16 protein-coding genes and 1 pseudogene are annotated in these 18,849 nt (G+C 69.6%); 15 read left to right on the top strand and 2 right to left on the bottom strand.

The window, feature by feature from the left end:
- The 7 genes and pseudogenes from AVAK2825_RS14605 to AVAK2825_RS14635 all read left to right on the top strand — a co-directional run bounded on the left by AVAK2825_RS14605 (position 1) and on the right by AVAK2825_RS14635 (position 7,647).
- The gene (locus tag AVAK2825_RS14605; protein WP_284400013.1) at positions 1-1,839 is read left to right on the top strand and encodes a nitrite/sulfite reductase; all 1,839 of its coding nucleotides are present in this window, start codon (positions 1-3) and stop codon (positions 1,837-1,839) included.
- A gap of 35 nt (positions 1,840-1,874) precedes the next feature.
- Positions 1,875-2,255, top strand: coding sequence for a DUF934 domain-containing protein (locus tag AVAK2825_RS14610; RefSeq protein ID WP_272569319.1), 381 nt, complete (start codon positions 1,875-1,877; stop codon positions 2,253-2,255).
- 49 nt (positions 2,256-2,304) lie between these two features.
- The gene (gene cysD, locus AVAK2825_RS14615; protein ID WP_284400017.1) at positions 2,305-3,237 is read left to right on the top strand and encodes a sulfate adenylyltransferase subunit CysD; all 933 of its coding nucleotides are present in this window, start codon (positions 2,305-2,307) and stop codon (positions 3,235-3,237) included.
- Positions 3,237-4,616 (top strand): sulfate adenylyltransferase subunit 1, encoded by a 1,380-nt coding sequence (locus tag AVAK2825_RS14620; protein WP_284400020.1) that lies wholly within the window; start codon positions 3,237-3,239, stop codon positions 4,614-4,616. Before cysD ends, AVAK2825_RS14620 begins: the two co-directional genes overlap by 1 nt.
- A 102-nt stretch (positions 4,617-4,718) precedes the next feature.
- Positions 4,719-5,042 (top strand): ferredoxin FdxA, encoded by a 324-nt coding sequence (gene fdxA, locus AVAK2825_RS14625; RefSeq protein ID WP_092743740.1) that lies wholly within the window; start codon positions 4,719-4,721, stop codon positions 5,040-5,042.
- A 29-nt stretch (positions 5,043-5,071) separates the two neighbouring features.
- Positions 5,072-6,148: an NAD(P)/FAD-dependent oxidoreductase gene (locus AVAK2825_RS14630; protein WP_284400117.1), complete on the top strand. Its 1,077-nt coding sequence runs from the start codon at positions 5,072-5,074 to the stop codon at positions 6,146-6,148.
- A gap of 185 nt (positions 6,149-6,333) precedes the next feature.
- Positions 6,334-7,647, top strand: a pseudogene (locus tag AVAK2825_RS14635) (purine-cytosine permease family protein).
- A gap of 162 nt (positions 7,648-7,809) precedes the next feature.
- Here AVAK2825_RS14635 and thiD read toward each other — a convergent pair.
- Positions 7,810-8,664, bottom strand: a complete 855-nt coding sequence (gene thiD, locus AVAK2825_RS14640; protein WP_284400023.1) for a bifunctional hydroxymethylpyrimidine kinase/phosphomethylpyrimidine kinase — start codon at positions 8,662-8,664, stop codon at positions 7,810-7,812.
- Positions 8,665-8,911: 247 nt separating this feature from the next.
- On the opposite strand from thiD, the gene AVAK2825_RS14645 reads away from it, so the two are divergent.
- The 4 genes from AVAK2825_RS14645 to AVAK2825_RS14660 are packed head-to-tail and all read left to right on the top strand — an operon-like array spanning position 8,912 to position 11,985.
- The gene (locus AVAK2825_RS14645; RefSeq protein WP_284400026.1) at positions 8,912-10,039 is read left to right on the top strand and encodes an FAD-dependent oxidoreductase; all 1,128 of its coding nucleotides are present in this window, start codon (positions 8,912-8,914) and stop codon (positions 10,037-10,039) included.
- Entirely contained in the window at positions 10,036-10,233 is a 198-nt protein-coding gene (gene thiS / locus AVAK2825_RS14650; RefSeq protein WP_284400028.1) for a sulfur carrier protein ThiS, read from the top strand. Before AVAK2825_RS14645 ends, thiS begins: the two co-directional genes overlap by 4 nt.
- Before the next feature lie 5 nt (positions 10,234-10,238).
- Positions 10,239-11,069 (top strand): thiazole synthase, encoded by an 831-nt coding sequence (locus AVAK2825_RS14655; protein WP_284400030.1) that lies wholly within the window; start codon positions 10,239-10,241, stop codon positions 11,067-11,069.
- Between the two features lies 1 nt (position 11,070).
- Complete coding sequence (locus AVAK2825_RS14660) at positions 11,071-11,985, top strand: thiamine phosphate synthase (RefSeq protein ID WP_284400032.1); 915 nt, start codon at positions 11,071-11,073, stop codon at positions 11,983-11,985.
- Positions 11,986-12,081: 96 nt separating this feature from the next.
- Here AVAK2825_RS14660 and AVAK2825_RS14665 read toward each other — a convergent pair whose 3' ends face one another.
- On the bottom strand, positions 12,082-14,295 hold the full coding sequence (locus AVAK2825_RS14665) for a hypothetical protein (protein ID WP_284400035.1): 2,214 nt from the start codon (positions 14,293-14,295) through the stop codon (positions 12,082-12,084).
- Positions 14,296-14,407: 112 nt separating this feature from the next.
- Here AVAK2825_RS14665 and AVAK2825_RS14670 point away from each other — a divergent pair, with 112 nt between their 5' ends.
- From AVAK2825_RS14670 to AVAK2825_RS14685, 4 genes are all read left to right on the top strand, one after another.
- On the top strand, positions 14,408-15,931 hold the full coding sequence (locus tag AVAK2825_RS14670; protein ID WP_284400037.1) for a 3-hydroxyacyl-CoA dehydrogenase: 1,524 nt from the start codon (positions 14,408-14,410) through the stop codon (positions 15,929-15,931).
- A 69-nt stretch (positions 15,932-16,000) separates the two neighbouring features.
- Positions 16,001-16,777 (top strand): oxepin-CoA hydrolase, alternative type, encoded by a 777-nt coding sequence (locus AVAK2825_RS14675; protein WP_284400039.1) that lies wholly within the window; start codon positions 16,001-16,003, stop codon positions 16,775-16,777.
- A 228-nt stretch (positions 16,778-17,005) separates the two neighbouring features.
- The gene (locus tag AVAK2825_RS14680; protein ID WP_092743762.1) at positions 17,006-17,725 is read left to right on the top strand and encodes a Crp/Fnr family transcriptional regulator; all 720 of its coding nucleotides are present in this window, start codon (positions 17,006-17,008) and stop codon (positions 17,723-17,725) included.
- A gap of 34 nt (positions 17,726-17,759) precedes the next feature.
- Positions 17,760-18,845 (top strand): phosphotransferase, encoded by a 1,086-nt coding sequence (locus AVAK2825_RS14685; RefSeq protein ID WP_284400042.1) that lies wholly within the window; start codon positions 17,760-17,762, stop codon positions 18,843-18,845.
- The last annotated feature ends 4 nt before the right edge of the window (positions 18,846-18,849 follow it).

Genomic DNA, 18,849 nt, shown 5'->3' on the forward strand with positions numbered 1-18,849 from the left:
ATGTACCAATACACAGACTTCGACCGCGAATTCATCCGGCTGCGCGCTGAGCAGTACCGCGACCAACTCGAACGCTTCCAGGCCGGCAAGCTTTCGGGCGACGAATTCAAGCCCCTGCGCCTGCAAAACGGCTGGTACGTGCAGCGCTACGCGCCCATGCTGCGTGTGGCCGTGCCCTATGGCGAGCTGTCCAGCACCCAGCTGCGCGTGCTGGCCAAGGTGGCCCGCGAGTACGACCAGCCCGATGCGGCCCTGCTGGCCGAGGCCCAGGCCACGCAGGAAAAGCTGGGCGACATCCCCCTGCACGACGGCCGGCGCATCGGCACGCAACTGAAGTACGGCTACGGCCACTTCACCACGCGCACCAACGTGCAGTACAACTGGATTCCGCTGGACAAGAGCGCCGATGTGATGGACCTGCTGGCGTCCGTGCAGCTGCACGGCATCCAGACCAGCGGCAACTGCATCCGCAACATCACCAGCGACGCGCTGGCCGGCATCGCCGCCGACGAGATCGCCGACCCGCGCCCGTTCTGCGAAATCCTGCGCCAGTGGAGCACGCTGCACCCCGAGTTCGCCTTCCTGCCGCGCAAGTTCAAGATCTCGCTCAACGGCGCCCTGGAAGACCGTGCCGCCCTCGGCTGGTACGACGTGGGCCTGCAGCTGCACAAGAACGATGCCGGCGAGCTGGGCTTTCGCGTGCGCGCCGGTGGCGGCATGGGCCGCACGCCGGTCATCAGCCCGGTGCTGCGCGAGTTCCTGCCCTGGAACCAGCTCATGAACTACCTGGAAGCCGTGATCCGCGTCTACAACCGCTACGGCCGCCGCGACAACGCCTGGAAGGCGCGCATCAAGATCCTCGTCAAGTCCGAAGGCCAGACCTACATCGACCAGGTCGAGGAGGAGTTCCGGCAGATCGTCGAGATCGAAGGCGGACCGCACACCATCACCCAGGCCGAGCTGGACCGCGTGACCGCCTCGTTCCGCGAACCCGAGCTGGACCTGCGCCCGGCCGACGCCGAAGCCGAGACCGTGGCCCTGCTGCGCACCGCCGCCGAGAACGACCAGGACTTCGGCCGCTGGCTCACGCGCAACGTGATGCCGCATCGCCATCCGCAGCTGCGCGCCGTGGTGCTGTCGTTCAAGCGCCTGGGCTACGCGCCCGGCGACGCCACCGCCGAGCAGATGGAAGCCGCCGCCGACCTGGCCGACCGCTTCTCGGGCGGCGAGGCCCGCGTGACGCACGAACAGAACCTGCTGCTGCCCTGGGTGCGCCGCGACCAGTTGCCCGAGCTGTACAAGGCCGCCAAGGCGCTCGGCCTCGCTAAGCCCAACATAGGCCTGCTGACCGACATGATCGCCTGCCCCGGCGGCGACTTCTGCTCGCTGGCCAATGCCCGCTCGCTGCCCATCGCCGAAGCCATCACCGAGCGCTACCAGGACCTGGACGAGCTGTGGGACCTGGGCGAGATCGACCTGCACATCAGCGGCTGCATCAACAGCTGCGGCCACCACCACAGCGGCCACATCGGCATCCTGGGCGTCGACAAGGACGGCAAGGAGTGGTACCAGATCACGCTGGGCGGCGCCGACGGAACGAACCTGTCGGGTCCGGCCATTCCCGGCAAGATCATCGGCCCGTCGTTCAGCGCCAGCGAAGTGCCCGGCGTGATCGAGGCGCTGCTGGCTACCTACCGCACCGAGCGCCTGCCCGTGGTGGACGCCGCCCACGGCCCCCGGCACGAGAACTTCATCGACACCGTGCGCCGCGTGGGCATCGAGCCGTTCAAGGCCGCCGCCAACGCCGCGCGCCACCCGGCCGAAGTCCTCTCCGCCTGACATCCGCCGACGTCCTTAAGCCCCATCGAATTACTATGAAAATAATAGCTGCCAGCGCACACAGCACCAGCGCAGAAGGCCAAAAAGTCCTTGAACTGGCCAACGACGCCGACCCGCTCGCGCAAGACCTTGCAGGCATCGAGCGCATCGATCTGCACTTTCCGAAATTCACCGACGGCCGCGCATTCAGCCAGGCCCGCCTGCTGCGCCAGCGCCTGAAGTTCGCGGGCGAGATCCGCGCCACGGGCGAGGTGCTCATCGACCAGTTGGTGCAGATGGCCCGCTGCGGCTTCGACGTGGCCGTGCTGCGCGAGGGCGTGGACATGGCCGACGCGCAGCGCCAGCTGGACCGCTTCCACGCCTTCTACCAGGGCGACGTGACGCACCCGCTGCCGCATTTTCGCGACGCCGCCTGACGCGACGCCCCCCGCCCCGCACACCGACGCCCCCAACGAGATCCCCCGCATGAATGCCCGCACCGAATCCCATGTGCTGAGCCACCTCAGCAACCGCCACCTGGACGCTCTGGAAGAAGAAACCATCTTCATCCTGCGCGAGGTGGCCGCCGCCTTCGAGCGCCCCGCCCTGCTGTTTTCGGGCGGCAAGGATTCGCTGGTGATGCTGCGGTGCGCCGAGAAGGCTTTTGGCGTGGGGCGCATCCCGTACCCGCTGCTGATGATCGACACCGGCCACAACTTCCCCGAGGTGACGGACTTCCGCGACTTCCGGGCGAAGGAGCTGAGGGCCGAGCTGATCGTGCGCAGCGTGGAAGACTCCATGGCACGCGGCACCGTGCGCCTCGCCCACCCGGGCGAGAGCCGCAACGTGCACCAGTCGGTCACGCTGCTGGAGGCCATCGAGGAATTCCGCTTCGACGCGCTGATCGGCGGCGCCCGCCGCGACGAGGAAAAGGCCCGCGCCAAGGAGCGCATCTTCTCGCACCGCGACAGCTTCGGCCAATGGCAACCCAAGGCCCAGCGGCCCGAGCTGTGGACGCTGTTCAACACACGGCTGGCGCCGGGCGAGCACTTTCGCGTGTTCCCCATCAGCAACTGGACCGAACTCGACGTGTGGCAGTACATCGACCGCGAGCAGATCGCCCTGCCCTCGCTCTACTACACCCACAAGCGCCAAGTGGTGGAGCGCAAGGGCCTGCTCGTGCCCGTGACCGACCTCACCCCGCCGCGCGACGGCGAAACGGTGGAGACGCGCGACGTGCGCTTTCGCACCGTGGGCGACATCACCTGCACCTGCCCGGTGGAGAGCCCGGCCGCCACGGCCGCCGACATCGTGATCGAGACCCTGGCGGCCGATGTGAGCGAGCGCGGCGCCACGCGCATGGACGACAAGACCTCCGACGCCTCGATGGAAAAGCGCAAGAAAGACGGGTACTTCTGATGACCACCACTACCAATTCGATAGCAGCACAGGCAATCAATCCGCCGGCATCGGGCCAAAACGATGCCATTTCTGCACTGAAGTTCATCACTTGCGGCTCGGTCGACGACGGCAAGAGCACCCTCATCGGCCGCCTGCTGGTGGACAGCAAGGCCGTGCTCCAGGACCACCTGGCCGGCGTGCAGCGCCAGGGCGAGACCGACCTGGCCCTGCTGACCGACGGCCTGTCGGCCGAACGCGAGCAGGGCATCACCATCGACGTGGCCTACCGCTACTTCGCCACCGAAGAGCGCAAGTTCATCATCGGCGATGCGCCGGGCCACGAGCAGTACACGCGCAACATGGTCACCGCCGCCAGCAGCGCCGACGCCGCTGTGGTGCTGGTCGATGCCACCAAGCTCGACTGGAAGAACCCCGGCCTCGAACTGCTGGTGCAGACACGCCGCCACTCCCTGCTGGTGCACCTGCTGCGCGTGCATTCGCTGGTGTTCGCCGTGAACAAGCTCGATGCGGTGCAAGACCCGGCACTCGCCTTCCGCCACATCCGCGATGCGCTGGGCGCGTTCGCTCAGGCCGCCGGCATCGCCGCGCGGGCGACGGTGCCCGTGTCCGCCCTCAAGGGCTGGAACGTGGTGGATGCGCACCCCGGCTGGTGCGGCTACGAAGGCCCGAGCCTGCTGCAGATCCTGGAGCGCCTGCCCAACACGCCCACCGACGTCGCGCTGCCGCTGGCCTTCCCGGTGCAGTGGGTCGAGAAATTCTCGTCCTCCGCCGACACCTCCCAGGGGCGCCGCGTGTTCTGGGGCCGCGTGGCGGCAGGCGCCGTGGCGCCGGGCACGGCCGTGCAGGTGTTCCCGAGCGGCCAGCAGGCCACCGTGGCCCAGGTCCTGGACCATGCGCGCCGCCCCGTGGGCGTGCCGGCCGGCCAGAGCGCGGGCATCGTGCTCGACCGCGAGGTGGATGTGTCGCGCGGCGACTGGATCCTTGCCGCACCGCAGGCCGCCGCCGTGGCCGCCGACGATTTCGACACCCCGGCATCGACGCCGTCGTGGCCCGGCCGGCGCGAACTGCGCGCCACCGTGGCCTGGATGGACGACGAGCCCCTGGTCGCCGGCCGCGTGTACTGGGCGCTGCACGGCCACCGCTGGGTCAAGGCCAAGGTGCAGCGCGTGGTGCACAAGCTCAACATCCACACGCTGGCCGAAGAAGACGCCGCGCAGCTCGACCCCAATGCCATCGGCCACGTGGACCTGCTGCTGCAGGAGCCCCTGCCCGCCGCGCCGTTCACCCAGGCGCGCGTGCTGGGCTCGCTGATCCTGGTGGATACCGCCAGCCACAAGACCGCTGGCGCGGTGCTCGTGAACGCCCCGGCGGCCTGACCCGAGGCGCCGAATCCTTGCCGTTGCAGGGGCGGCCCCCGGGCCGCTCCCTGAAACGCCCTAAAATCGCGGGTTACCCCCGATCCAACGACAACTCCTGCCATGACTCACGTCGTCTCCGAAAACTGCATCAAGTGCAAGTACACCGACTGTGTGGACGTGTGCCCCGTGGACTGCTTCCGCGAAGGCCCCAACTTCCTCGTGATCGACCCCGATGAATGCATCGACTGCGCCGTGTGCATTCCCGAGTGCCCGGCCAACGCCATCTTTGCCGAGGAAGACCTGCCCCCGGACCAGATCGCCTTCATCAAGATCAACGCCGACCTGTCGCCCCAATTCAAGAGCATCACCAAGCGCAAGGCGCCCCTGCCCGACGCCGACGAATGGAACGGCAAGCCCGGCAAGGTGGCCGACCTGATCCGCTGAAGCAGACAGGCCCCCGACGCCCCGTGAAGATCGAAGCGACCACAGCCCCCTCGAGAACCATCGAGACGGATGCCGCCGTCATCGGCGCGGGGCCGGTCGGGCTGTTCCAAGTGTTCCAGCTCGGGTTGCAGGGCATTGCAGCCCACGTGATCGATGCGCTGCCCCATGTGGGCGGCCAGTGCGCCGAGCTCTACGGCGACAAACCCATCTACGACATTCCCGGCATTCCCGTCTGCACCGGACGCGAGCTCGTCGCGCTGCTGCAGCGGCAGATCGCCCCGTTCCCAACCACCTTCCACCTGGGCCAGCGTGTCGCCACGCTTGCGCCGCAGCCCGACGGGCGGCTTTTGCTGCAGACCACGGCCAGCACCGCGCTGCTGGCGCGCACGGTCTTCATCGCCGCGGGCGTGGGCGCGTTCGTGCCGCGCGCCGTCAAGGCCGAAGGCATCGATCGCTTCGAAGGCACGCAATTGCATTACCACGAGGATGCGGCCGACACCGCCGGCCGGCATGTGGTCGTGCATGGCGGCGAAGACACCGCCGTGGCCCGCGCCATCGCCTGCGCCCAACCGGGCCCGCACGCCGCCGCCAGCGTGACCCTGCTGCACCGGCGCGATGCCTTCCAGGCGCCGCTCGAGGCCTTGGCCCAGCTGCAGGCCCTGCGCGATGTCGGCCGCATCGCGGTGGTGGCCGGGCAGATCGTCGGCATCGAGGTGCAGCAGGACCGCCTGAGCGCGCTGCAACTGATCGACCCGGAGGGCCAGCCGCGACCGTTGCCGCTCGACGTGCTTATCGCCTGCCTCGGCATCTCGCCACGCCTGGGCGCCATCGCCGACTGGGGCCTGGCGATGGAGCGCAAGCAGCTCGTGGTCGATACCGCCACGTTCCGCACGGCCATCCCCGGCATCCATGCGGTGGGCGACATCAACACCTACCCCGGCAAGCGCAAGCTGATCCTGTGCGGCTTCCACGAAGCCACGCTGGCGGCCTTCGGCGCGGCGGAATACCTGTCCGGCGCGCCCGTGGCGCTGCAATACACCACCACCAGCGCCCGGCTGCACGAGCGGCTGGGGGTGGCGGTGCCGGCGGCCTCCGCACCGCCCTAGAATCGCGGCTTCGCCAGGGGTGCTGCCGACCTGCCCCCGTCTGAGACTTTCCCCTTGAATCGGCCGGGGTCATCCTCGCGCAGGCCATTCGCCTCCCGCCGCCACGCCCACCGCATGCCGTCCCGGCGTGCCTTGGGGCCAGCCCGTGCCGCGACCCTGCTGTGCCTGCCATCCACGGAGCTTCCATGCCGCCCTCCTCGCCCCCTGCGCCCGCCAACGACGCGCTGATCCCCATCGCGCCCGACCGCCGCGTCTTCCGTTTCGGCGACCATGCCTCGCTGTGGTTCAGCCTGGGCGTGGGCCTGCTGGTGATGCAGGTCGGCGCCTATCTGATGCCCGCGTTGAGCCCGCGCGAGGCGCTGGCAGCCATCGTGGCCGGGTCGCTGATCGGCGCCGGCCTGCTGGGCTGGGTGGCCAAGATCGGCTGCGACAGCGGCCTGGCGAGCGCCGGGCTGATGCATGCCGTCTACGGGCGCGCGTTCGCGGGCCTGCCCATCGGGCTCAACATCGTGCAGCTCGCGGGCTGGGGCGCGTTCGAGCTGGTGGTGATGCGCGATGCCACGGTGGCCATCGGCCGGCAGGCCGGCGCCATGGGCGGGGCCCATCGGCCGGCAGGCCGGCGCCATGGGCGGGGCCCATTGGCCGGTGCTGGCCACGCTGCTGTGGGGCGGCGTGGTGATGCTGCTGCTCAGCGGCTCGATGGTGCAGTTGGTGCGCCGGCTCATCGCGCGCGTGGCGCTGCCCCTGGTGGTGCTGTCGCTGCTGTGGCTGAGCTGGCAGTTCGTGTCGCTGGCGCAGGCCCAGGGCTTCGCCACGCTGTGGACGCGCCCGGGCGCGGGCGGCATGGGCGTGCTGCCGGCGCTCGACCTGGTGATCGCCATGCCCATCTCCTGGCTGCCGCTGGTGGCCGACTACGCGCGCCACGGCACGTCCGGCCGGTCCGCGCTGCGCGGCACCTGGTGGGCTACGCGCTGGTCAACCTGTGGTGCTACGCGCTCGGCGTGCTGGTGGCGCTCACGCTGCCCAGCCAGGACCTGGTGACCGCGCTGCTCCTGGCCCAGGGCGGGCTGATCGCGCTGTCGCTCATCCTGATCGACGAGGTGGACAACGCCTATGGCGATGCGTATTCGGGCGCGGTCTCGGCCCACAGCCTGCTGCCGCGCTGGGGCGTGCGCCGGTGGGGCATGGCCATGGCGGTGCTGTGCACGGCGCTCGCCTTGGTGCTGCCGATGCACAGCCTGGAGCCGTTCCTGCTCCTGCTCAGCTCGGTATTCGTGCCGCTGTTCGGCGTCATCCTGGGCCGGCTGGCGTTCGGCGCGCCGGTGCAGCAGGCCCTGGCAAAGGCGCGGCAGGTGGAATGGCTGCCCGTCGGTCTCTGGATCGCCGGCATCGCCTGCTACCACGGGCTGCCGCGGGTGCTGCCGGCGCTGGGCGCGGCTTTGCCGACGCTGTGCCTGTGCTTCGCGCTGGCCTTCCTGACCCGCCCGGGCCGGCGTTGACCCATGCCTGCGGCGCACACGGCCGGCTTGCGTGGCCGCGTGGTGGTATGAGGCAAAAATCGGGCTCCAGCACAATCAAGTCGCCGGCATGTAGCTATTATTTTTATAGCACACCCAGCAGCCTTGGTCGGTGAGGGACGGGCAGGCAGCGCCCCTGCGCGGTCAGCCCTGCACGATGCGCTGCGCCACGGGGCTGTGCCCATGGTTCAGCGGCCCGTGGCCCCGGCCGGTGTGCACATCGGCGCCCGCGGCGATGGCCGCCAGGATGTAGGCGCGCGCATGCTCCACGGCCTGCACCAGCGGCTCGCCGAGCGCCAGGTGCGCGGCGATCGCGGACGACAGCGTGCAGCCCGTTCCGTGGCCGTTGTGCGTGGCAATGCGGGCCGACTGCAGCCGGTGGTACAGGCCCTGGGGCCCGGCCAGCACGTCGATCACCCAATCGCCCGGCAGGTGGCCGCCCTTGAGCAGCACGGCCGGCGCACCGAGCGCCAGCAGGTCCTTCGCCGCAGCGTCCAGCGCATCGGCACCGTCCACCGCCCGTCCCAGCAGCAAGCCCGCTTCGTCGAGGTTGGGCGTGACCAGCGTGGCGAGCGGGAACAAGGCCTCGACCAGCACGCCCACGGTTTCTTGCGCGATGAGCCGGTCGCCGCTGGTGGCGACCATCACCGGGTCCAGCACCACGTGCGGCAGGCGGTGGCGGCGGATGGCATCGGCCACCACGCGCACCACCTCGGGCGAATGCAGCATGCCGATCTTCACGGCGTCCACGCCGATGTCCTCCACCACCGCATCGATCTGCTGGCGCAGCATGTCCGGCGGCACGCCGTGGATGGCGCGCACGCCCTGCGTGTTCTGCGCGGTCAGGGCGGTGATGGCGGTCATGCCGTAGCAGCCCAGGGCGCTGAAGGTTTTCAGGTCGGCCTGGATGCCCGCTCCGCCGCCGCTGTCCGATCCGGCGATCGACAGCACGCGTGCGTAGCGGCGGACGGCCGGCGGCGAGAGGGTCTCAGTGTTCATGGGCAAAAATTATGGCCCATGCGCCAGGTCAAACCGGCGGGCGCGGTCACTGTGCTGTAATCCCTGCACGGACGAAACAGGGGTGTCCCGCCCATGGCGCGCGACTGAGAACATACCCTGGGGCCTGGCGGCCACACCACCGCCCCGCGTGCCCCGCGACCCGATCCAGGTCATGCTGGCGTGGGGAGTTTCATCGGCGGAGCCTTCCCGTTTTGTCCCCCTGTTGGCTTGCAGACAGACGGACCCGATGCGCCCCCCTCTTCTTTCCCCTTCCTCGCCCTCCTCCCTTGCCATTCTGGGCGCCGGCCTCATGGGCCGGCTGCTGGCCGTGGAGCTGGCCCACCAGGGCCATGCGGTCACGGTCTACGACGCCGCCGGGCCCGATGCGCAAGGCGCCGCGGCGCGCATCGCCGCGGCCATGCTGGCACCCTTGGCGGAGTCCGCGGTGACCGAGCCCGGCGTGGTGCGCATGGGCCACTACGCGCTCGCGCGCTGGCCGCAGTTGCTGGCCCGCCTGAACGGGCCCGTGTTCTTTCAGCAGGAAGGCACGCTGATCCTGTGGCACCGCCAGGACGCGCCCGAGGCCGCCCGGCTGCGCGGACAGCTCGAACGCACCACGGCCGCGCTGCCCGAACTGCCGGCCCTGCAGGTGCTCGACAGCGCCGGCGTGCAGGCGCACGAGCCGGCCGTGGGCCAGCGCTTCGCCCAGGGGCTGTATCTGCCCGGCGAGGGCCAGCTGGACAACCGGCAGCTGCTGGCCGCGCTGGAGGCCAGCTTCGCCGGCCTGGGCATCGAGGCCCACTGGCACTGCCCGCGCGCACCGTCGGACTTTTCCCCCGGCATGCCCGGCCAGCCCGACTGGGTGATCGACTGCCGGGGCCTGGGCGCCCGCACGCAGTGGAGCGCGCTGCGCGGCGTGCGCGGCGAGGTCGTGCGCGTGCATGCGCCCGAGGTGACCCTGCAGCGGCCGACCCGCCTGGTGCATCCGCGCTACCCGATCTACATCGCCCCCAAGGAAGACCACCTGTTCGTGATCGGCGCGACCGAGATCGAATCGGACGACCTGTCGCCCGCCAGCGTGCGCTCGACCCTGGAGTTGCTGAGCGCGGCCTACGCGGTGCATTCGGGCTTTGCCGAGGCCCGCATCCTCGAAGTGGCCACGCAATGCCGCCCGACCCTGCCCGACAACCTGCCCGCCCTCCGCCAGGTGCGCCCGCGCGTGCTGGAGGTCAACGGCCTGTACCGCCATGGCTTCATGATCGCCCCGGCCATCCTCGACGCCGTCATGGAATGGTTGAACCAGGGACAATCGGCGCTGGCCTCCCGTTTCGATCTGGCCCTGCACCTCGACGAAGAGGCAGCCCTTTCCCCATGAACATCACCATCAACCAGACCGCCACGACCCTGCCGGAGCCTGCCACCGTGGCCGACGCGCTGGCCGCCATCGCCGCGCGCCCGCCCTTTGCCGTGGCCGTGAACACCGTTTTCGTTCCCAACACCCAGTACCACCTGCGCCAGCTTGCCGCGGGCGACCGGGTGGAAGTGATCTCGCCCGTGACGGGCGGCTGAGCACCATGCATTCCCCTTCCAACCCTTCCCGAGACGACGCCGACGCCGATGCGCTGGTGCTGTACGGCCAGCGCTTTTCCAGCCGCCTGCTGCTGGGCACCGCCCGTTACCCATCCCCCAGCGTGCTCGAAGCCGCCGTGCAGCGCGCCCGGCCCGCGATGGTGACCGCCTCGCTGCGGCGCCAGGGCAGCAACGCCGCCGAGACCGGCAGCGGCTTCTGGGAGCTGCTGCGGCGCCTGGACGTGCCCGTGCTGCCCAACACCGCAGGCTGCCACAGCGTGCAGGAGGCCATCACCACCGCGCAGATGGCGCGCGAGGTGTTCGGCACGCCCTGGATCAAGCTGGAGCTGATCGGTGACGACTACACGCTGCAGCCCGACACGCTGAACTTGGTCGATGCCGCCTCGCAGCTGATCCGCGACGGCTTCCAGGTGCTGCCCTACTGCACCGAGGACCTGGTGCTCTGCCAGCGCCTCGTCGACGTGGGCTGCCAGGCAGTGATGCCCTGGGCCGCGCCCATCGGCACCGGCCGCGGCCCCGTCAACCCCTACGCGCTGCAGCTGCTGCGCGAGCGCCTGGACGTGCCCATGCTGGTGGACGCCGGCCTGGGCCTGCCCTCGCATGCCTGCCAGGTGATGGAATGGGGCTACGACGGCGTGCTGCTCAATACCGCCGTGGCCCTGGCGCAAGACCCGGTGGCCATGGCCGGCGCCTTCGCCGACGCCGTGCAGGCCGGCCGCACCGCCCGACGCGCGGGCGCCATGGCCGCGCAGGAAGCCGCCCAGCCGAGCACCCCGGTGCTGGGCACCCCTTTCTGGCACCACGACCATGGCTGAAATGCTGCACGGAACCGCTTCGGGGCACGCCGCATCGGTGCGCGCCATCCTGGCCGCGCACGGCGCCGCTTTCGCCGACTTCCCGTCCCAGCCGGCCCCCGTGCCGCTGTCCGGCGGCCCGGTGTACCGCGCGGCGCTGGAGGCTTGCAGCGCATTGGGTTTCATCGCCAGCGATGCCGAGTGCCTCGCCCGGGCCTGGCAGGCGCAGACGGACCGCACCGGCGGCTTCGATGCCGCGCAGTGGCCCGATGCCCCGCAAGACTTCGGCCTGCAGCCGCTGCCGCACTACCAGCCCTTCCCCGCGTGCCCCGAGCGGCTGGGCCTCTATGCAGTGCTGCCCGATGCGCAATGGGTGGGCCACATGGCCCGTGCCGGCGTACCCACCGTGCAGCTGCGCTACAAGACGGACGACGCACAAACCATCGCGCAGGAAGTGCGGGCCGCCGTGGACGCCGTGCGCGGCACCCGTGCCCTGCTGTTCATCAACGACCACTGGCAGGCCGCCATCGACGCGGGCGCCTACGGCGTCCACCTGGGCCAGGAAGACCTCGATGCGCTGGCGCCCGCGCAGCTGCAGGCCATCCGCGACGCCGGCCTGCGCCTGGGGGTCAGCACCCACGGCTATGCGGAAATGGTGCGCGCCGATGCCGCGGCGCCCAGCTACGTGGCCATGGGGGCCGTGTTTCCCACCACGCTCAAGAAGATGGCCACCGTGCCCCAGGGGGTGGCACGCCTGGCCGGCTACGCCCGCCTGATGCGGCACTACCCGATGGTCGCCATCGGCGGCATCGGGGCGCCGCAGTTCGGCGAGGTGCTGGCCACGGGCGTGGGCTCGATCGCCGTGGTGCGGGCGCTCGTCAATGCCGACGATCCGGAAGCCGCCGCACAGGACCTGATGGCCCGCATGGCCGGTTGACACCGGCCACGCCTGGCAGGCGCGCAGCCACGGCAGCAAGCCGCAACGCGCGGCATGCCCTGCATCGAAAAAGGCCCCGAAGGGCCTTTTTTTACGTCACTTGTCCGTGCGCTGCTTTCGCTCCAGCTCTTCGAGCTCCAGCCGCAGTTCCATCTTGTCGTTGTCCATGCCGAAGCCGACCGGTTGCCCGGCAGACGGCGGCGCGGTGACGGGCACCGGGGGCAGCTCGCTCAGCGTGAGCGGCGGCGGATCCGTCAGGTCGATGTCCAGCATGGCCTCGGAGATCGGCTTGGGGGCCAGCGGCGCCGGGATCGACTCCCAGGAGAACCCGGCAGACAGCGAGTCCAGCGATTGCAGCTCCTGCTCCCGGCGTGCGGAAAGGCTGTCCACACCGAAGGCGCTGGCGGAAGGCAATTCCGGCTCGGGCTCGATTTCCAGCGGCGGGGGCGTGAGGGGTGTGGTGCGGGTGCGTGGCGGCGGGGCACCGCGGGCACTGGCCGGCGTGGTCTGCGCGATGGCCAGCAACAGCAACAGATCGTCGTAGGCCGCCAGATCGAACGGCGACGCGATGGCGTCTTCGCCGCGACGGAACAGGCAGCCTTCGAGGGTTTCCAGCACCTCGGGGGACGACCATTCGGCCTCGATGGCCGCCAACGCTTCCGTGTAGCTCTCCAGCGTCAGGCCCGTCCGGTGGAACGAGGAGAACTCCGGCACCTGCGCATTGAACTGCGCCTGAAACTGGGCCCGCAGCTGATTGAAGCTCTCCACCCGGCTCAGCGTGTGATACAGGCGCAGCAACTCCAGGTAGGCGAAGGGCGAGGTCTCTCCATGCTCGGCAATGTGGCGCTTGAGCACGCCGATGGCCTGGTCATGCTCGCCCACCGACACGAAGAAGTCGGCCTGCTGCTGGATGTCGAACAGGTCCTCCGGGTGCACGATGGGCGCGGCGCGGACGGCCAGGGCCGGCGGCGGCACCACCGATACGGGTGGCACGGGGGCCGGCGGCGCCAGGGGCGCGGGCGCGCTGCGCAACGAGGGTTCAGTACGGCGCATCACCGGCGGCGGAGCGCGCTCGGGCAAGGTGGCGGCGCGCGGCGCGGGCTTGGCGGGTGCCGGGGCCGGCATCGGCGCAGGCACGGGCACCGCCACAGGGGCCGGGGGCACAACCGGCTCGGGCATGCCCGCCCAATCGTCTGCCGCCTGCGGCGCGGTCTGGAGGGACTCGCGCCCAGCCGGCCCATCCACCACCGCACCGGCCACGGGGCCGTTGCCGCCGCTGGCAGCGACGGCATGGCTCCAGGCCAGCGCCGACTGGCGGCGCGCGCGCGCCCAGATCCAGGCGGCCAATCCCAGGGCCAGGACCAACAAGGCCAGCAGCCCGTAGACCACCGTGGCCGAAAAACGCTCGGTCTCGGCGGCTTCCAGCTGCTGCTTGAGCTGGGCGGCGGCCGCGCGCTCGGAGGTGGCCTGGGCACGCTGCGCTGCCACCTCGGCCTCGAGCTTGCCGGTGCGTGCCGCGGACTGCTGCAGTTCTTCCACCGGCGTGTTGAGGGCCTTCCACAGGGCGGCGGCCTCGGTGCGCTGTGGGCTGGCATCGGTGGCAGTGGGCGCGGCCATCTCCGGTGCCGCACGCAGCGGCAACGGGGCATCGAGCCACACATCCAGGGGCTCCATCACCAGGCGGGGGCGCTCAACGGGCGCCGGCTGCTGCGGGCTGGTGAACACCCCGCGGCCCGAGGCGGGCGTGGCGGGGGCCGCCGCAGCACGGGGTGCGGAGGCATTCGCGGCAGGGGCCCGTGGGGGACGGGGCGCCGCCGCGGGCCTGCGTGGGGCTGCATCGGTGGTGGCTGCGGCGGAAGTCCGCCCCTCACCCGTTGCAGCCGCGCCGTCGCCAGCCAGCCCGGTACCTGTGGCCGGTGCCGTGCGAGGCCGCGCCAATTGGCCCAGGTCCACGGGGCGGGAGGTGCCAGCCGCCGATTCGGGCAACTGCGCAAAAAAAGTGTAGTTTCGTGTAACACCGCCGCGGCATCCCGCGGTGAGCTTGGCGGTGAGAATGGGTTCGTCGGCCGACACATTGGCCTGCACGCGCACGGCAGCGGATCGGCCGGCCGAGGCGGGTATCGGCGTCACCCGCACTTTGGAATCCGGAACCGGCGTCTCGCCGGAAACCAGCCGGGCCGCCACGCAGGAGGATTCGATGTCCGTGCCCGGGTCGGGCTGCACCTCGAACACCAGATCCACCGGAGCGCCCAGCACCACGGCGCCGCGGCTCGCGCCCAGCGAAAGTGCCGTGGCGCTGCAGGCAACCATCGACAAACTTGCACCAAGAATCGCGTTACTTATTTTCACAACAGTTTCTTTTTTGTTCGGCCCATTCTGGCACATAAGTACTCCCCAATACGCCGCCGCCATAATGCGCCCCATGACCAGCAACCCATTTTCCTTCGTGGGCATCATAGGCACCGGTGCCATGGGCCAGGGCATTGCCCAAATGGCGGCACAGGCCGGCAGCAATGTTCTTCTATTTGATGCCAAGCCTAACTCAGCAGGCGAAGCGATTGACCATATCAAGCAGCAATGGCTGCGCCTCGTAGGCAAGGGCCGCATTACCGAAGCCCAAGCCGGCGACTGGCAGGCGCGGTTGACGGCGGTGTCCTCGCTGGAAGGTCTGGCGCCATGCGACCTGATCGTCGAAGCCATTGTGGAACGGCTCGACGCCAAGCAGTCGCTTTTTGCACAGATGGAGCGCATTGTCGCCACAGATACCGTGCTGGCAAGCAACACGTCCTCGCTTTCGGTGACGGCCATTGGTGCGGCGCTGCAACACCCCCAGCGTCTGGCGGGTTTCCATTTCTTCAATCCCGTGCCGCTGATGAAGGTGGTGGAAGTCATCGCCGGCCTGCGCACGGACTCCGCCGTGTGCGAGCGGCTCGCCGCACACGCCCGCTGCATGGGCCACACCCCGGTGCAGGCGCAGGACACGCCGGGCTTCATCGTCAACCATGCGGGACGGGGCTACGGCACCGAAGCGCTGCGGATCGTGAGCGAGGGCATTGCCGATTTCGCCACGGTGGACCGCATCCTGCGCGACCAGGTCGGCTTCAAGCTGGGGCCCTTCGAGCTCATGGACCTGACCGCGCTCGACGTGTCGCACCCCGTCATGGAGTCGGTGTACCACCAGTATTTCGAGGAGCCCCGCTACCGCCCCAGCGTGATCACCGCCCAGCGCCTGGCCGGCGGCATGCTCGGCAGGAAGACCGGCGAAGGCTTCTTCCGCTATGCCGACGGCGTGGCGCAGGTGCCCGCGGAGCCGGCCGCGCCGGTCGTGGACCACATACCGCCGGTCTGGGTGTCCCCCCGTACCGCGCGGCGGGCCGAGCTTTACCAGTTGCTCAAGGACCTGGGCGCGCAGATCGAAACCGGCACTTCGCCTTCCCCCAACGCGATCACGCTGGTGGCGCCCCTGGGGTTCGACATCACCACGGTGGCCGTGGTGGAGCGGCTCGACCCCGCCCGCACCCTGGGCATCGACATGCTGGTGGAAGACGCCGCCACCAGGCGCCGCGTACTGGCCACCAACCCCGCCACGCGCGTGGACATCCGCAACGCGGCCCACGCGCTGTTCGCCCGCGACGGCAAGCCGGTGAGCGTGATCCGCGACAGCGGCGGCTTCGTCACGCAGCGCGTGGTGGCCACCATCGTGAACATCGCCAGCGACATCTGCCAGCAGGGCATCTGCAGCCCGGCCGACCTGGAAACGGCGGTCACGTTGGGCCTGGGGTATCCGCTCGGGCCGCTCGCCATGGGCAATCGCTGGGGGCCGACCAACATCCTCGAAGTGCTGTTCAACATGCAGACCGTGTATGGCGACACGCGCTACCGACCCAGCCCCTGGCTGCGCCGACGCGGTGCGATCGGGCTCAGCCTGCTGCACGAAGAAGAGTGAACCCACCGATCTTCCCTGCGGGCCGGCGCATCGCCGGCCCTGCCCGTCTCTTCTTTACTTAAAGCGCCCATGCCCGCACAACTCCAGAGCACCAGCCACGGCCAGACCCTCGTGCTGACCATCCGCCACCCGGAAATGCGCAACGCGCTCGATCCGGCCATCTGCGCGGCAGGCATCGAAGCCCTGAACGGCACCGAGCGCAGCGCGGACGTGCGCAGCGTGGTCATCACCGGCGCCGACGGCACGTTCTGCGCGGGCGGCAACCTGCAGCGGCTGCTGGCGCGGCGACAGGAAGATGCCGAGTCGCAGGCGCAGGGCGTGGAAGCGCTGCACCACTGGATCGAAACCATCCGCGCCTACCCCAAGCCGGTGATCGCCGCTGTCGAGGGCGCAGCGGCCGGCGCTGGATTTTCGCTGGCGCTGGCCTGTGACCTCATCGTGGCGGCGCGCAACGCGACCTTCACCATGGCCTACAGCAGCATCGCGTTGTCGCCCGACGGTGGCGCAAGCTGGAGCCTCGCCAACGCCGTGCCGCGCCAACTGGCCAGCGAAATGCTCATGGGCGGCGGCAAGGTGGAGGCCGAACGCCTGCACGCCCTGGGCGTGGTCAACCGGCTGTCGCAGACCGGCTCGGCCCTGGCCTGCGCGCTGGAGCTGGCAGACACCCTGAACGCACGCGCCCCCAATGCGCTGGCCAGCATCAAGGAGCTGATCAGCGAGGCCCCGCAGAACACGCTGACCGCGCAGCTGGCCCAGGAGCGCCAGCACTTCGTGCGCAACCTGCAGCACCCCAACGCGGGTGAAGGCATCTCCGCCTTTCTGGAAAAGCGCCCAGCTCGCTATTAATAAGATAGCAACCAAGACATATAAAACGCCGGCATCGGGGCATTTCGCCTCGAATCGCTGCCCCTGAGCTCCACCATCGTCTTCGCGCCGGCCCATCACGGCCGCGTCGCGGCGTGGCCGTCCGCGCGTGCCAGACACGCAGGCGACAGCCCCGGGACAACGAGCAGCAGGCGCACCGGTCCCGGGCGCGACAATGAAAGCGATACCAGTCACCCAAAAGACAGACCAATGGACGACCCCATTCTTACCATCGAAGAACGTGAAGCGATCAATACCGGTCGCTGGTTCTCTTCCCTCTCCCCTTCTCTGCGGCACGACATTCTCCGATGCGCGTACGTCAAACGCTTCAAGGACGGCGGCCTGATCGCCGCCCGCGGCGATCCGCCCGAGGAATGGATCGCGTGCGCCCGCGGCGCGGTGCGGGTGAGCTCCACCTCCATCTCGGGCAAGCAGATCACGCTGACCTATGTGGAGCCCGGCATCTGGTTCGGCGACGTGGCGATCTTCGACGGGGACCGCCGCACGCACGATGCCTATGCGCATGGCGACACGACCATCCTGTGCGTGGCCAAGGCCGACTTCCGCAAGATCCTCAGCGCGCACGTGGAGTTCTACGAGGCCATGCTGCGCCTGCATGCGCGGCGCATCCGCCAGCTCTACGGCCTGGTGGAAGACCTCAACACCCTGCCCCTGCGCGCGCGGCTGGCCAAGCAGCTGCTGCACCTGGTGCGCAGCTACGGCATTCCCAGCCTGTCGGACGGGCGCGAGATGCGCATCGGCCTGCAACTGGCGCAGGAAGAGTTGGCGCAATTGCTGGGCGCCTCGCGCCAGCGCGTGAACCAGGAACTCAAATCGATGGAGCGCGAGGACGCCATCCGCATCGAGCCGGGCGGCCTTGTGGTGCGTGACCGCGAAGCCCTGATGCGCATCGCAGAAACCGACAACTGACCACCCCGCCGGCCTCCCACCTCCACCGCATTCCATGAGCAACTACGACCACTTCATCGGCACCCGGCCCGTCTCCGATCAGCATGCGTTCGACACCCGGGCCCTGAGCGACTGGCTGGGCCGGAACCTGGATGGATTCGCCGGACCGCTGACGGTGGAGATGTTCAAGGGCGGCCAGTCCAACCCCACCTACAAGCTCGTCACACCGGGCCGCAGCTACGTGATGCGCGCCAAGCCCGGGCCGGTCGCCAAGCTGCTGCCATCGGCCCATGCGATCGAGCGTGAATTCGCGGTGATGAGCGGGCTGGCCGGCACCGACGTGCCCGTGCCGCACATGCATGTGCTGTGCGAGGACGAGTCGGTGATCGGCCGGGCGTTCTACGTGATGGAGTTCATGGAAGGCCGTGTGCTGTGGGACCAGTCGCTGCCCGGCCTGCAGCCGGCCGAGCGCGGCGCCATCTACGACGAGATGAACCGCGTGATCTCGGCGCTGCACACGGTGCGTTTCGCCGACCGGGGCCTGGCCGGCTACGGCAAGCCGGGCAATTACTTCGACCGGCAGATCGGCCGCTGGAGCAAGCAGTACGTAGCCTCCATCACCCAGCCCATCGAGGAGATGGACCGGCTCATGGAGTGGCTGCCCGCGCACATTCCGGAGAGCGCGCGCGACGAGAACCGCGTGTCCATCGTGCATGGCGACTTCCGGCTCGACAACCTGATGTTCCACCCCACCGAGAACCGCGTGATCGCAGTGCTGGACTGGGAGCTGTCCACCCTGGGCCATCCGCTGGCGGATTTCAGCTACCACTGCATGGCCTGGCACATCCCGCCGGGCATGTTCCGCGGCATCGCGGGGCTGGACATCGCGGCACTGGGCATTCCGGACGAGGCCGACTACATCCGCCGCTATTGCGAGCGCACCGGCTTCACCACGCCCGAGGCGCTGCGCGCCGACTGGAACTTCTACCTGGCCTACAACCTGTTCCGCCTGGCCTCGATCCTGCAAGGCATCGCCAAGCGGGTGGAAGCCGGCACCGCCTCCAGCGCCCAGGCACGCACCTCGGGCGAAGGCGCCCGGCCCCTGGCCCAGATGGCCTGGGGGTTCGCCCAGCGCATGTGAAACC

The sequence above is a fragment of the Acidovorax sp. SUPP2825 genome, assembly GCF_030158995.1.
In the GTDB taxonomy this organism is placed as follows: Bacteria; Pseudomonadota; Gammaproteobacteria; order Burkholderiales; family Burkholderiaceae_C; genus Paracidovorax.

Bases quoted from the DNA above. Each gene is read 5' to 3' on its own strand.
- thiS (WP_284400028.1), top strand. From the start codon at position 10,036: ATGAACATCACCATCAACCAGACCGCCACGACCCTGCCGGAGCCTGCC.
- AVAK2825_RS14645 (WP_284400026.1), top strand. From the start codon at position 8,912: ATGCGCCCCCCTCTTCTTTCCCCTTCCTCGCCCTCCTCCCTTGCCATT.
- AVAK2825_RS14655 (WP_284400030.1), top strand. From the start codon at position 10,239: ATGCATTCCCCTTCCAACCCTTCCCGAGACGACGCCGACGCCGATGCG.
- AVAK2825_RS14660 (WP_284400032.1), top strand. From the start codon at position 11,071: ATGCTGCACGGAACCGCTTCGGGGCACGCCGCATCGGTGCGCGCCATC.
- cysD (WP_284400017.1), top strand. From the start codon at position 2,305: ATGAATGCCCGCACCGAATCCCATGTGCTGAGCCACCTCAGCAACCGC.
- fdxA (WP_092743740.1), top strand. From the start codon at position 4,719: ATGACTCACGTCGTCTCCGAAAACTGCATCAAGTGCAAGTACACCGAC.
- AVAK2825_RS14680 (WP_092743762.1), top strand. From the start codon at position 17,006: ATGGACGACCCCATTCTTACCATCGAAGAACGTGAAGCGATCAATACC.
- AVAK2825_RS14620 (WP_284400020.1), top strand. From the start codon at position 3,237: ATGACCACCACTACCAATTCGATAGCAGCACAGGCAATCAATCCGCCG.
- AVAK2825_RS14675 (WP_284400039.1), top strand. From the start codon at position 16,001: ATGCCCGCACAACTCCAGAGCACCAGCCACGGCCAGACCCTCGTGCTG.
- AVAK2825_RS14610 (WP_272569319.1), top strand. From the start codon at position 1,875: ATGAAAATAATAGCTGCCAGCGCACACAGCACCAGCGCAGAAGGCCAA.
- AVAK2825_RS14665 (WP_284400035.1), bottom strand. From the start codon at position 14,295: ATGGTTGCCTGCAGCGCCACGGCACTTTCGCTGGGCGCGAGCCGCGGC.
- AVAK2825_RS14605 (WP_284400013.1), top strand. From the start codon at position 1: ATGTACCAATACACAGACTTCGACCGCGAATTCATCCGGCTGCGCGCT.
- AVAK2825_RS14670 (WP_284400037.1), top strand. From the start codon at position 14,408: ATGACCAGCAACCCATTTTCCTTCGTGGGCATCATAGGCACCGGTGCC.
- AVAK2825_RS14685 (WP_284400042.1), top strand. From the start codon at position 17,760: ATGAGCAACTACGACCACTTCATCGGCACCCGGCCCGTCTCCGATCAG.
- thiD (WP_284400023.1), bottom strand. From the start codon at position 8,664: ATGAACACTGAGACCCTCTCGCCGCCGGCCGTCCGCCGCTACGCACGC.